The organism is Erwinia sp. 1181_3 (assembly GCF_052824965.1).
Genome location: NZ_VTDE01000004.1, coordinates 273,773 through 287,605, shown reverse-complemented (window position 1 = coordinate 287,605; position 13,833 = coordinate 273,773). Strand labels below are relative to the sequence as shown.

Below are 13,833 nucleotides of genomic sequence, written 5' to 3'. Positions count from 1 at the left end.
TTCTCAGGAAGCCGTAATGGCATGATGCCGCGTAAGCCAGTGCTCGAGTTCTTCAGCGGGCATTGGCTTCGCATACAGGAACCCCTGACGGGTATCCACACCGTTTGCCATCACAAACTCCGCTTCTTCTTCCGTCTCAATCCCTTCCGCGATCACCTGCAAGTTCAGCGCCTTAGCAACGGCAACAATCGCCCTGACCAGTGACTGAGAGACTACCTGCTGGTTTACGCCACGGATAAAGCTCTGGTCGAGCTTAATCGCATCAATCGGCACGCGTGCCAGCTGTGACAACGACGAGTAACCCGTACCGAAATCATCCAGATGCACGGCGGCACCCAGTTTCTGAAACTGTTTCATTAATGCCAGCGCCTGCTCCTCATTCTCAATCAGGCAGCTTTCGGTCAGCTCAATATCAATCGGGCAGACCTCCAGTCCGGCTTGATCCAGGGCGAGTTTCAGGTCGGTATAGATACTTTGGTCAATCAGCTGACGCGGCGACACATTTACCGCCACCCGCAGGTCAATGCCCTGTTTGCGCCAGCGCAGGATTTGCTCCAGCACGCTCAGCATCACCCAGCGACCGAGTGGGATAATCAATCCTGACTCTTCGGCATAGGCAATAAAACTGTCCGGCGGCACCAGCCCACGCTCTGGGGACATCCACCGCACCAGCGCTTCCACACTGGTGACCGTGCCATCGGCATTCACTTTCGGCTGATAGTGGAGCACCAGCTGATGATGTTCCAGCGCCTTGCGCAGGTTGGTGTCGAGCCAGAGATATTCAAACACCCGCTGATTCATTTCCGCTGAGAAAATGCAGAATTTACCGCGTCCGTTCTCTTTCGCTGTGTACATCGCCGTATCAGCATTGCGGATCAGGCTTTCACGATCTTCGCCATGCTGCGGAGCAAGGGCAATGCCCACGGAGCATCCGGAGTAAACCTCAATCAGCCCGATACGGAACGGCTGCTTCAGGCGCTCAAGAATACGCGACGACATCGCTTCTAATGCGGCCTGGCTGGTGTCTTCGGCCAGCACAATAAACTCATCGCCACCCAGGCGCGCCAGCGTCTGATCTTTATCAAGGCAGCTCAAAATCGCCAGAGAAACCGCCTGTAACAGCTGGTCGCCGAACATGTGCCCGTAGGCATCATTCACTTTTTTGAAATTGTCGAGATCAAGGTAGACCACGCCAATCTGCTGGTTAGCACGTTTTTCCAGTGCTTCAGTGATTTCGTGATTGATGGCATTGCGATTCGGCAGCCCGGTAATGGTATCGGTATTGGCCAGCACGCGCAGACGCTCCTGGGCTCGGCGCTCTTCGGTAATATCCGTGCCAGAGCAAATCAGGTAGATCTCATTTTTTCCGCTGCCGCTATGTACGAATTTATTGCGGAACAGGAACAAACGCTGACCTTTCTTCGTCTTGATCCAACGCTCGACTTCATAGGAGCTGCCTTCACGGAAAAACATGCTGATATTACGCCGTGAGGCCGCCGCTTCCTGGCGTGACATAAACAGCTGAAACACATTACGGCCGATCACTTCCTGTTCTTTGAGGCCGGTGTACTCTTCACTCAGGCGGTTAAAGCGCTGGATATGACCTTGCTGATCGACGATGACAATGACGGAATTGGCTTCAGATACCACCTGTTCTGCAAATGACAGACCCAGCACCAGATCGCGCGCGACCGAGGAAGTATCTCCCCATGCTGACGCGGTCCCCGCCCAGGCAATCTGGGAGACTTTCCTGCCGACCAGATGCATGGAAAGTGCATTACCGTACAACGTGATGGTGAGATTCACGCTGGTGGTGATCACCGTCATGCTGCGCAACAGGCTGGCTTGCGGGGGAGTGAGCGGGACGGCAATGTTGGTTTCGCCCCCTTCGTCTTCGGCAAAATGCAGCGCATCGCTGTCGGAGGATAAACGCCAATGAGGGCTGCTGGTGCCAAAATATGCATACAGTAGCGTCTGCCCTTGTTCATCGGTCATTTTTATCTCCCTTGGTGCTACTTTGCAGGTGGTATCTTCTTATTTTAGCAACAGTATTCGGCAAGCAGCAGAATCACAAGCTACGAAGACAATATATTTTTTTGGTGAGAATTGATATGCAGCATAAAATCCCCCGACATGGCGGTCGGGGGAGCATATTAGCAGGATAATTTGACTAAGGTGACCCCTTTGTCGGGAAAATATCCTTCAAGATAATTGCGTTTAAAACCCTTTACTGTCAGCCGCTTACTCATCAGATATTGACTTTTTCATCGCGCAGTACGACCGGACTTTCACGAACGGTAGGTAGATCGCTGTGCAATGCGCGTCGGATGGCAAAGCATGCCGCCACCAGCATAGTGATGGCCACCAGCATAAAGAAGGCACACAGCCCGGCATTGATCTGGTTACTGATCACGATAGTCTGCATATCCGCCACGGTTTTCGCCGGGGCAATAACGATCCCCTGGTCGATACCCTTGCTGAACTTTTTCGCCTGGGCCAGGAACCCAATGGCGGGTTTTTCATGGAAAATCTTCTGCCATCCTGCCGTCATTGAGGTAATAAATAACCAGATGGTGGGCACAATCGTGACCCAGGCGTAACGTTGCTTCTTCATTTTAAACAGCACCACGGTGCCGAGGATCAGCGCCATGGACGCCAGCATCTGGTTACCGATACCAAACAGCGGCCAGAGCGTATTAATGCCGCCAAGCGGATCGATGACGCCCTGATAGACGAAGAACCCCCAGCCTGCAACGGCCACCGCGGTGCCGATAATATTGCCTACCCAGGAACGATTATTCGCCAGCGAAGGCACCACCGTACCTGCCAGGTCCTGCACCATAAAACGACAGGCGCGCGTACCGGCATCGACGGCGGTCAGGATAAACAGCGCTTCAAACAGAATGGCAAAGTGATACCAGAAGGCCATCATCGCCCGACTGTTAAAGACCTCGGTAATGATATGCGCCATGCCCACCGCAAAGGTGGGTGCGCCACCTGCGCGCGACAGCACTGACATCTCTCCGACATCACGGGCGATGGCGGTTAACACCTCCGGTGTAACAACAAACCCCCAGCTGTTGATCGCCTGACTGGCACTTTCGACGGTGGTACCAATCAGCGCCGCCGGGGCGTTCATCGCAAAGTAGACACCGGGGTCGATCACCGAGGCACAGATCAACGCCATGATGGCGACGAAAGACTCCATCAGCATGGCGCCGTAGCCGATCATGCGGATGTGGCTTTCTCGCTCCACCAGCTTCGGCGTGGTGCCGCTGGAGACCAGCGCATGGAACCCAGAGATTGCCCCACAGGCGATAGTGATAAACAGGAACGGGAACAGTCCCCCTGAGAACACCGGGCCGCTACCATCGATGAATTTGGTCACTGCCGGCATTTTCATCTCCGGCATGGCAAAAACGATGCCAACGGCCAGACCGACAATCACGCCGATTTTCAGGAAGGTGGACAGATAGTCACGCGGTGCCAGCAGCAGCCAGACGGGAAGCACAGAGGCAACAAACCCGTAAATCACCAGTACCAGAGTCAGCGTGGTGCCTTTTAGCGTAAAGAAAGGCCCCCAGTATGGATGCAGAGCGATATCCCCGCCGTAGATAATCGCGGCCATCATCAGCACAAAGCCAATCAGCGACACTTCAGCGATTTTTCCTGGCCGCAGGAAGCGCATATACACGCCCATAAACAGCGCGATAGGCAAGGTGGCCGCCAGCGTAAACAGACCCCAGGGGCTATTGGTCAACGCCTTGACCACCACCAGCGCCAGCGCCGAGAGAATAATAATCATCACCCCCAGTGCGCCCAGCATGGTGATCACCCCGGCGAAGGCGCCCAGTTCCTGTTTCGCCATTTCACCCAGTGAACGGCCATCACGGCGGGTGGAAATAAACAGGATCAGGAAGTCCTGCACGGCACCCGCCAGCATCACCCCAATCAGGATCCACAGCGTGCCGGGCAGAAAGCCCATTTGTGCCGCCAGCACCGGGCCGACGAGTGGGCCAGCCCCGGCAATGGCAGCGAAGTGGTGGCCGAACAGCACCCATTTGTTGGTGGGAACATAATCCAGACCGTCATTGTGACGCTCAGCGGGCGTCAGGCGACGGTCATCCAGTTCGAAAATACGACGGGCAATAAACAGGCTGTAAAAGCGATAAGCAATGCTGTAACAGGCGACGGCGGCCACCACCAGCCATAGCGCGTTCACGGGTTCGCCCCGGTTAAGCGCCAGCATGGCGAAAGCCACAGCACCTGCTAACGCCACCAGTAACCAGATCAATCCGGCTTTGACGTTCTTCATCACGTAACTCCTTGTCAGATCCATTAAGAAGAGGGACAAGTTAACCGTAATGTAAAAAAGTGTTAATGACAGGCGGTAAGTAAAGAAGTGTGAGGCGCAGGCGATTTTTTCGTTTTAGAAGGGGAAGGGCAATAACAGAGGAAAATACGGGATAGCCAACAGGCTATCCCGTTGAAGACAATCAGACAACCGGACGGGCAACGACGCTGCGGGTTTCCATACGCACTTCGGCGATGGTCACGTCAATCAGGTCGGTGACGCGGTAAGCCACATCGCCTTTGATCTGCACGGTGCCATTCTCGTTGCTGCACACCAGCTCATCACGCACCGCGTGGATGAACGGGGCAGGGATAAAGGCAACCGCACCATTTTCCTGAAGACGTACACGCATACCGCCACGGGAAACATCGATCACTTCCGCGCTGAAACGCTGGTCAGTACCGACCGATTTCTGCAGGAAACGCGAGTACAACCAGTCTCCGACATCGCGCTCTGCCATACGGTTCTGACGGCGGCGTTCGCCCATCTTCACCGTGACGTCATCCGCAGGGCGGCTGGCCGCTTCCCCTTTGATGATCGCTTTCAGCAGGCGGTGGTTCACCATATCGCCATACTTACGGATCGGAGAGGTCCAGGTTGCGTAGGCATCCAGACCAAGGCCGAAGTGTGGGCCTGGTGTGGTGCTGACTTCAGCAAATGACTGGAAGCGACGAATACGGCTGTCGAGGAACTGAGTCGGCAGTGTATCCAGCTCGCGGCGCAGCGTGCGGAAACCTTCCAGCGTGGCAATGGCTGCGGGATCTGCCGTCACACCGTGGTTCGCCAGAACGGCGGCAGCCTGCTCGGCATTCACGTCGTCGAAACCAAGGTGCACGTTGTAGATACCGAAGCCCAGCTTATCGCGCAGCACGGCAGCCGCGCAGATGTTGGCCAGGATCATCGATTCTTCAACGATGCGGTTAGCAATGCGACGATGCTCGGCAATGATATCCAGCACTTCGCCTTTCTCGCCTAACAGGAAGCGGAAGTCAGGGCGGTCTTTGAACACCAGCGCATGTGTCTGACGCCATTCGCTGCGTGCCTGGCACAGACGGTGCAGCAGACGAATCTGTTGTGCGATGGCGTCGCTTTCCGGCTGCCATTCACTGGTACCGTTAGTTTCCAGCCAGTCAGAGACATTGTCGTAAGCCAGCTTGGATTTAGATTCAATCCAGGCCGCGAAGAACTGAATGTCATCTCCCGGTGTGCCGTCAGCGGCGATAGTCACGCGGCATGCCAGCACAGGACGTCGCTCATTCGGACGCAGCGAACAGATGTCATCAGACAGCTCGCGCGGCAGCATCGGAATGTTAAAACCAGGCAGGTAGTTAGTGAACGAGCGCTCAGCGGCAACCGCATCGAGTTTGCTCCCCGCGGGCACATAGGCCGTTGGGTCGGCGATCGCGATGGTCAGTTTCAGCGCGCCATCGGCGGCCTCTTCCACATACAGCGCATCGTCCATATCTTCGGTGCTGGCGCTGTCGATGGTCACGAAGGTCAGGGCAGTGAGGTCTTCACGCTCCAGTTGCTCGTCCAGCATCTCTTCCGGCGTTGCCACATCCGGTGCTTCACGCTCCAGATTATGGCGAGACAGCGTCACCCACCACGGCGCCAGATGGTCATCCGCAGTGGTAATAAATTCGGTCAGTTCGGCATAGAAACTGCGATCGCCTTTGAGCGGATGACGGCGCATCTCAGCCACTGCCCAGTCACCGGCCTGGAAGTCATGCTTCACATTACGGTCAGGACGGCACTGAATGGCGTCTCTCAGCAGCGGATGATCAGGCACAATCGACAGGCGATCGTCTTTCTTCTGAACACGGCCAACAAAACGGGTCAGGAAGGGTTCAATCAGCGTTTCAGGGTCCGCAACTTCACGATCTTTATCGGTCTGAATCACTGCGCTAACGCGGTCACCGTGCATGACTTTTTTCATAAACGGTGGCGGAATAAAGTAGCTTTTCTGTGCATCGACTTCCAGGAAGCCGAAACCTTTTTCCGTGCCTTTTACCACACCCTCAACACGCGGCGTTTGGGAGTGGAGTTTCTCTTTTAGCTGCGCGAGCAGCGGGTTATCCTGGAACATAATTTCAACGTTTTCGTGGCCTAAGAGCGGCAGACAGTTTTACGCGATTAACCGCTCCACGGCAAGTAAAAAGCCTTTTCTGACGTGGTGGTGGGCGGCCATTTTTGCGGCCGCCCGGGTCTGTCAGGCGATACGTCTTCCGGCCACAACAGGTGACAGACTGATCTTCACCGGCACCGACTTCGAGGTGGGCGTTCCGCTGCCGTCACCAAAACTGGAAAGCGGCACCAGCGGATTGGTTTCGGGATAATAGGCGGCCAGATTCCCACGCGGAATGGCATAGGGCACCAGCTTAAACCCGCTGACTTTACGGGTAATACCATCATTCCACAGCGTTTCGATATCGACGTTATCTCCGGCGGCGTAGCCCATGTTGTCCATGTCTTCCGGGTTGATAAACAGCACTTCACGCTGGCCGTAAACGCCACGATAACGGTCATCCAGCCCGTAAATGGTGGTGTTGTACTGGTCATGAGAACGCAGCGTTTGCAGCGTGAACGGCACTTCAACATCGAGCGCCGGGAACAGCGAGGTCGGCAGGGAGGCCGCGCTGAACTGAGCTTTTTCATGCAGCGTATTAAAACGCAGTTCAGCCGCCGCGTTGCCTAAATAGAATCCGCCTTTCAGATCGCATTTGGCATTGAAATCGCTGAAACCGGGCAGCGTTGCCGCAATATGATCACGAATGATATTGTAATCGTCCGCCATTGCGAGCCAGTCCACTTTCTCGCTGCCCAGTACTGCATGAGCAATGTTAGCCACGATCCAGGTTTCAGAACGCTGGGTATCGGCTATCGGTTTACCCACACCTTCTGACGCATGCACCATGCTGAAGGAGTCTTCGACGGTAATAAACTGCGGGCCACTGGCCTGAATATCCTGCTCGGTACGGCCAATCGTCGGCAGGATCAGTGCATCAATCGCGCCAGGGCACAGATGGCTGCGGTTGAGCTTGGTGCTGATCTGCACCGTCAGACCGCAGCGTTTCAGGGCCTCTTCGGTACGCGGGCTGTCCGGAGCGGCCGCAGCCAGGTTGCCCCCGAGGGCAATCAACACCTTGATTTCATCACGCAGCATCGCTTCCAGCGCCTGTACCGTGTTGTGCCCGACGTTGCGCGGTGGCTCGAAGTCAAAATGCTGCCCCAGACTATCGAGAAACGCCTGAGACGGCTTTTCATCGATGCCCATCGTGCGGTTACCCTGCACATTACTGTGGCCACGTACCGGGCAAAGACCTGCGCCTTTTTTGCCTAACTGCCCGAACAACAGTTGCAGGTTGACGATTTCGCGCACGGTATCGACAGAATGTTTGTGCTGGGTGATGCCCATCGCCCACGTACAAATCACACGTTCGGCGCTTTGGTAAATCGCTGCCGCTTCACGGATCTGCTGTTCGCTGAGACCGGACTGACTGACAATCTGTGACCACTCCGTGGCATCCACGGCGGCAAGATAAGCCTCCAGACCTTCCGTTTTGGCATTGATAAACATCTCATCGAACAGGCCTTTCTCACCCGCCGCGATCAATGCACGATGGTTCTCAGCCAGCACTTTGACCATGCCGCGCACGGCGGCCATATCCCCGCCGAGGTTCGGCTGGTAATAGGTTGAGCTGATTTTACCTGCCATGCTGGTGACCACTTCCAGCGGTTTTTGCGGATCGGCAAAACGTTCCAGCCCGCGTTCGCGCAGCGTGTTGAAGGTGACGATTTTAGCGCCGTGATCGGCCGCGTGACGCAGGCTGTGCAGCATGCGCGGATGGTTGGTACCCGGGTTCTGCCCGAAGACAAAGATGGCGTCTGCATGGTCAAAGTCGTCCAGACGGATGGTGCCTTTCCCCACGCCAATACTGCGCTTCAGCCCGACACCACTGGCTTCATGGCACATGTTCGAGCAGTCAGGGAAGTTGTTACTGCCGTTCATGCGGCCGAACAGTTGATACAACCAGGAGGCTTCATTACTGGCGCGGCCGGAGGTGTAAAGCTCCATACGGTCGGGATGATCCATCGCCTTAATATGGCGTGCGATCAGGGCAAAAGCCGCGTCCCAGCTAATCGGTTCATAGTGGTCAGTGGCGCGGTTATAGCGCAGCGGCTCGGTCAGACGTCCCTGGTATTCGAGGAAGTAATCGCTCTGCTGATAAAGGGCGGCAACACTGTACTGGGCAAAGAAGTCAGCACCGATATGGCGACGGGTGGCTTCCCAGGTCACGGCTTTGGCGCCGTTCTCGCAGAAGCTGAAGGTACTTTTGTTGTCGTCGCCCCAGGCACAACCCGGGCAGTCGAAGCCCTTTGCCTTATTCATACGCATCAAATTGCGCATGTTTTTTAACACTTGTTTGCTGTCGAAGACGAAACGGGTGGTGGCTTCCAGTGAACCCCAGCCGCCCGCAGCGGCCTGGTATGGCTTAATCGCTTCTTTAAATTTCATAATGTCGCAGGCTTATGTTGAATAGTTGTTAAAAAATTATTGCTTCTTTTTGGCGATTTTGCGATCCGAGCGAAGAATTGTCTAATTGATTGCAGAGATGGTGCGATAGGTCGTGTTTATCGCGATAAGACTGGAAATGTGACGTTGGTCAAAGATTGTCCGTTGAATATCCCCATTAAGGCAGCATCCTCCGACATGCAACGCATACTTAGCCCGTGATAATGACAGCGGGAGAGACGGATGAAAGCGTTTGCCAGTAAAGTCCATGCCTTCGGTAAAGCTCTGATGATGCCGATTTCGGTGATTGCCGCCGCCGGTATTTTCTTAGGCGTTGCGGCCGCGTTGCAGAACCCGGTGATCACCGGGGATGCCTTTGCCAGCTTGCAAATACCGCAGCTGATCATTGGGTTTATCCGCAAAGTGGCGGGGGCGCTGTTTGCTAACCTGCCGCTGTTCTTTGCTGTAGCCAGCGCCATTGGCCTGGCGAAAGCAGAAAAACCCACGGCTGCCTTTGCCTCGGTGATTGGTTTTATCGCCATGCACGTCGGCATCAGCGCCACCCTGGCAGCGCGGGGGCTGACGGCCGCCACCACTACCGCAGCGGCCTTGCAGCAGCAGGGGATGGATCAAACTACGGCGATGATGACCTCCGCGGAATTTATTCCCATGCTGGGCATCTTCACTTACAACATGAGTGTGCTGGGTGGGGTGATTGCCGGGCTGGTGACGGTAATGATTCATAACCGCTTTTACACCACCGAGCTACCGACGGCGATCAGCTTTTTTGGCGGGCGACGCTTTGTCCCGATTGTCACCGTGCTGGTGCTGCCGCTGGTCGGCGTTTTGCTGGCGCTCATCTGGCCGACGATCGGTGCCGGGATTGCCTGGGTCGGCGAACTGATTGGTGAGAGTGGTCAGTACGGTGCGTTTCTCTACGGCACCAGCGAACGGTTGCTGATCCCCACCGGGTTGCACCATATCCTCAATGAAACGGTGCGATTTACGCCGATTGGCGGCATTGCCACGGTCGATGGGCAGACCATTGTCGGCGCGCTGAATATCTTTAATACCTCGCTGACGCACCCGGGTTCCGTACCGGATACCACGGTGCAGGACGCTACACGTTTTCTTGCGCAGGGAAAAATTCCGGTGATGATGTTCGGCCTGCCCGCCGCCGCGCTGGCGATGTATCACTGTGCGCGTCCCGAGCATAAGCAGCGGGTGAAAGCGCTGGTGCTGGCCGGGGCGCTGACCTCCTTTACCACCGGAATTACGGAGCCGCTGGAGTTTTGCTTCATCTTTGTTTCCCCGGTGCTTTACCTATTTCATGCTTTGCTGAGCGGCCTCTCCTTTATGCTGATGTCATTGCTGCATCTGATGATTGGCAATGTGCAGGGGGGCGCTATCGATCTGGTGGTCTTCGGCATTCTGGGGGGCAGTAAAACCGCCTGGTGGTGGAGCGTGGCGCTGGGGCTGATCTATATCCCGATCTACTATTACGGTTTTCGCTTCGTCATTCTGCGGATGCGCGTGGAAACACCGGGGCGAGAGTCAGAAGAGGCACCTCAGGCCGCTAAGGTGACGGGGGATGAACGCACCCGCATTATTATCAGCGGGCTGGGCGGTGAGGCCAATATAGAGGATGTTGATTGCTGCTTTACCCGCTTGCGGGTGAGGGTTAAAAAGATGAATGAGGTGGTCGATCATACCTTGATGAGCACCGGTGCCAATGGCATCAACCGCGTCAGCGACCACGATGTTCAGGTGATTTATGGGCCGCAGGTAGAAAAAATTGCCAATGAAGTGAAAAGTGCGTTGGGTCTGGCCTGAATGGCCCGGTATGATAGCGCCTGAATAAAGGCGCTAAGTTGCCGATAAAACTCAATATACCCTAAATAATTCGCATTGCAGGACAAAAACGTTACTCGTTTTTGAACAGCACTTGTGCTGGCCCCAAAGGGGCGCGCCCAACGCATCTGCAATGAGAATTGTGACGGGTAAGGACCCACGTTGCATGGACAAGATTAAAACGACGATAGCCTTGCTGTTGCCGGTGCTGCTTCTTGCGGGCTGTAAAAAAGAAGAAGATGAAGGCATTTCATTAAAAATCAAAAACCTGTCTTTCCTTTATCAGTTTGAGTCTATTCCCGGAAAGATAAAAAGCACCCATCAGACCATTTTTGATGCCAACGGCGAGAAACGTTACGACGGGGTATTTAATTTTGATAAGGACGGCTGCGTCACGGATTTTGATGTCACCAACCTCGACGTCGGTAATATCAGCGTGCGTCGGGAAAAAAACCAGCTGGTCGGCGAAGAGAATGGAAAACCCGTTGTCCTGACGTTGGATAGCAAATGCAACGTGCAGTCCAAAACCAGCGGCAACTTCACCATCGATATTCGTTACAACGATAGCGGGCTTATTTCCGGGCTTTCTTCTACACAGTCTGACTATCGCGTTGAACTGACGTATGACTCTCTGGGGCGTCTGGTTGCTCAGCATGCGTTTAGCGGCGATCGCCCGATCTCGGAAGGGGTGCAGAAATATGCCTCGGATGCCGGTGATAAACCCTCCGATGCCGTGACCATCAGCAAAACTGCTGAAGGCACCAGGGAAACCACTACTCGTTGCGATTATCAGCAGGGCGTGCCCGTGACCTGTCGCTTCACCCTCAAAACCACGCCGGGCGACAAGGTGGTTGAACGCCATGCGCAGCTGGCCACGACGTTTTACTAAAGCGTAGATATTATGGATATCAAACAGCTCATCTATCTGTGTAATCTAGAGCGCGAGCGCCACTTTGGTCGCGCCGCCGAGGCCAGCTTTGTCAGCCAGCCTACGCTGTCGATGCGCCTGAAAAACCTGGAACGTGAGCTGGGACTGTCGCTGATTAACCGCAGCAATAACTTTGATGGTTTTACACCGGAAGGGGAACGCGTGCTGTCCTGGGCGCGGGAAATTGTCTCGGTTTATCAGGGGCTCAAGCTGGAGGTGGAGTCACTCAAACACGGCGTTAATGGAACGCTGCGTATTGGTGTGGTGCCGCAGTGCAGTATTTCGCTGCCGGTGATGCTGAAAGCGATCGGCGATCGTTACCCGCAGCTCGACTATCGTGTGGCGGTGCTGAGCGCCGATCAGCTGCTGGATGCACTGAACAGTCATACGGTGGATGTGGGAATTGGCTTTTTTGAGCTGGCTACGCTGCGTGAGCTGCATTTCCAGGCGGAAACCCTGGACGATAACGGTATTGAGCTGCTCTATCATCCGCAGCATTTTCCTCAGTTACAGGGCGATGAGCCGCTGACACTGAAAGAAGTGGCCGCGCTACCGCTCTGCCTGGCTGAACAGACGCGCTATTTCCGCCGCTATATTGACGGGCATTTTCGTGATGCGCAGCTGACCCTGCGTGTGGTGCTGGAAACCACATCCGTCTTTCAACTGCTACAGGGTGTTCAGGTCGGATTGGGATGTCTGGTCTCGCCGGTCGGGCATCTGATTGACGGCATGACCAGCGGGTTGCAACGCCGCCGGGTGGCGATGCCGCCTATGTCCCGACAGGGGGCTGTGGTCATTGCTGAACCAGGGCGTGCTACGCCGCTGGCCCAGCATTTCTTTGATGAAGTCCGGCGCTGGTTAAAGGACTAGCGTTATTCGCCGTTAATGCCCAATCCCTGCATCAGCCGGTTACCCCAGCTGGCTGCCGCCACACTCAAAATAATATCGAATATCTGCGCACTGTTCAGACCCGCGTCTTTCAGCGGCTGAATATGGGCGGCATTCACTCTTTCCGGTGAACGTGTCAGCTGTGCTGCCAGTGAAATTACCGCCTGTTGCAGGGTATCCGCTACGCTCACAGCCTGTTCCACGCTCTCCTGTAATGCCGTCCGCCATTCGCTGCCTGCGGCATAACGTTCAAAACAGCTCACGCTGCCGTTGATACGTGAAGTGACTGCCGCAGCCAGCGAGGAATCGTTGCTGCTGCGTGCCGCCTCCAGCTGGTTGATCAGACGGCCCCAGCCATACAGTGCTTTGCCATCATGGGCAAACAGCCATGCGCCTGTTTCAAGTTCGGCCAGTGGCTGGCAGAAGGTGAGCGCTTCCAGCTGTTCCGGCGCTGCGTAGCGTAACTCCAGCGGCGGCAGCGCAGGGCGCCAGACGAGGGAATTCAGGAAGTTTTCGCTGGCGGCATCCGGTGGAATGGTCACGCCGGGCATCCAGCGTACGGGCAGCGCCATCAGGGCATGAACCCCGGCGACAACGCGTGCCTGATAACTCACAAAACCGATAATCTGACCGAGAGTGATAATATCCGGCGCGCTCAGGCCGACATCGTCAAGCCGCTGCACGGAGAGGGCATCAATCAGTGTTGGCTGGCTGGCAAGCTGGCGTGCATATTCGGTGATTTGTGTCAGGCGATGATTGCTCTCACGTGATGAGTCTGGCCCCGGAAGCGGATTGAGGCGTGCAGCATAGTGATTGCAAAGACGTTGCACCCCGGTCACCTGCGCCACCGTCAGCGCACTGCTGAGGCGATCGTACAGTGTCAGCGTATGGCTCAGGGTGGTGGTGAGTTCCGATGGGAACAACAGTTGATAGAGATCGCGCGAAGCCAGCAGTGCGGGTTGCACCTGCTGTAATAAGGTGTTCAGTTCTCCTTCTGCCTGCTGCGCCAGACCCAGCAAAAACCGGTCTTCAATAGTGGCAGCTTCAGGCATCAGCGGTGCGCGCTGGGCGGGCAGGCTGGTCTGGGTTTCATGATACCAGTGGTTGTTGCCGGTAAAGCGGCGCTGTTCCATGATCATTCCTTTTCGGGTTCAAAGGCTCGCCGGGAGGGCGCCAGGAAAAGGCACCATGACCAGCGGGCCTGAATGTCATGGTTATCCTGGCGTAAGGCGCAACACGATAGAAATAATGATCTGTGCTATCAAATAGCTGAATGGCATATACCCTTTTTTACCCGTC

General features: G+C 55.5%; 8 protein-coding genes. 3 read left to right on the top strand and 5 right to left on the bottom strand.

The features are described 5' to 3' along the window. Nucleotides 1-3 precede the first annotated feature (3 nt). The 4 genes from pdeR to FY046_RS13265 all read right to left on the bottom strand — a co-directional run bounded on the left by pdeR (nt 4) and on the right by FY046_RS13265 (nt 8,870). On the bottom strand, nt 4-1,995 hold the full coding sequence (gene pdeR, locus FY046_RS13280) for a cyclic di-GMP phosphodiesterase (RefSeq protein ID WP_133845081.1): 1,992 nt from the start codon (nt 1,993-1,995) through the stop codon (nt 4-6). Between the two features lie 253 nt (nt 1,996-2,248). Continuing rightward, nucleotides 2,249-4,315: a carbon starvation CstA family protein gene (locus tag FY046_RS13275; protein WP_171148561.1), complete on the bottom strand. Its 2,067-nt coding sequence runs from the start codon at nt 4,313-4,315 to the stop codon at nt 2,249-2,251. 181 nt (nt 4,316-4,496) lie between these two features. After that, complete coding sequence (locus tag FY046_RS13270) at nt 4,497-6,440, bottom strand: exoribonuclease II (protein WP_133845077.1); 1,944 nt, start codon at nt 6,438-6,440, stop codon at nt 4,497-4,499. A 123-nt stretch (nt 6,441-6,563) separates the two neighbouring features. Further along, nucleotides 6,564-8,870, bottom strand: coding sequence for an FdhF/YdeP family oxidoreductase (locus FY046_RS13265; protein ID WP_446186149.1), 2,307 nt, complete (start codon nt 8,868-8,870; stop codon nt 6,564-6,566). A gap of 240 nt (nt 8,871-9,110) precedes the next feature. Here FY046_RS13265 and FY046_RS13260 point away from each other — a divergent pair, with 240 nt between their 5' ends. The 3 genes from FY046_RS13260 to FY046_RS13250 all read left to right on the top strand — a co-directional run bounded on the left by FY046_RS13260 (nt 9,111) and on the right by FY046_RS13250 (nt 12,516). Next, nucleotides 9,111-10,700 carry a PTS transporter subunit EIIC gene (locus FY046_RS13260; RefSeq protein WP_212816082.1) on the top strand — a complete coding sequence of 530 codons (1,590 nt, stop codon included), beginning with the start codon at nt 9,111-9,113 and terminating at the stop codon, nt 10,698-10,700. A gap of 184 nt (nt 10,701-10,884) precedes the next feature. Next, a complete protein-coding gene (locus tag FY046_RS13255) occupies nt 10,885-11,607 on the top strand; it encodes a YnfC family lipoprotein (protein ID WP_212814290.1) in 723 nt (240 codons plus the stop codon). A 12-nt stretch (nt 11,608-11,619) separates the two neighbouring features. Further along, nucleotides 11,620-12,516, top strand: coding sequence for a LysR family transcriptional regulator (locus tag FY046_RS13250; RefSeq protein ID WP_446186148.1), 897 nt, complete (start codon nt 11,620-11,622; stop codon nt 12,514-12,516). A 2-nt stretch (nt 12,517-12,518) separates the two neighbouring features. Here the strand turns inward: FY046_RS13250 and FY046_RS13245 are convergent, their stop codons facing one another. Further along, nucleotides 12,519-13,667, bottom strand: coding sequence for a CMD domain-containing protein (locus FY046_RS13245; protein ID WP_159337170.1), 1,149 nt, complete (start codon nt 13,665-13,667; stop codon nt 12,519-12,521). Nucleotides 13,668-13,833 lie beyond the last annotated feature (166 nt).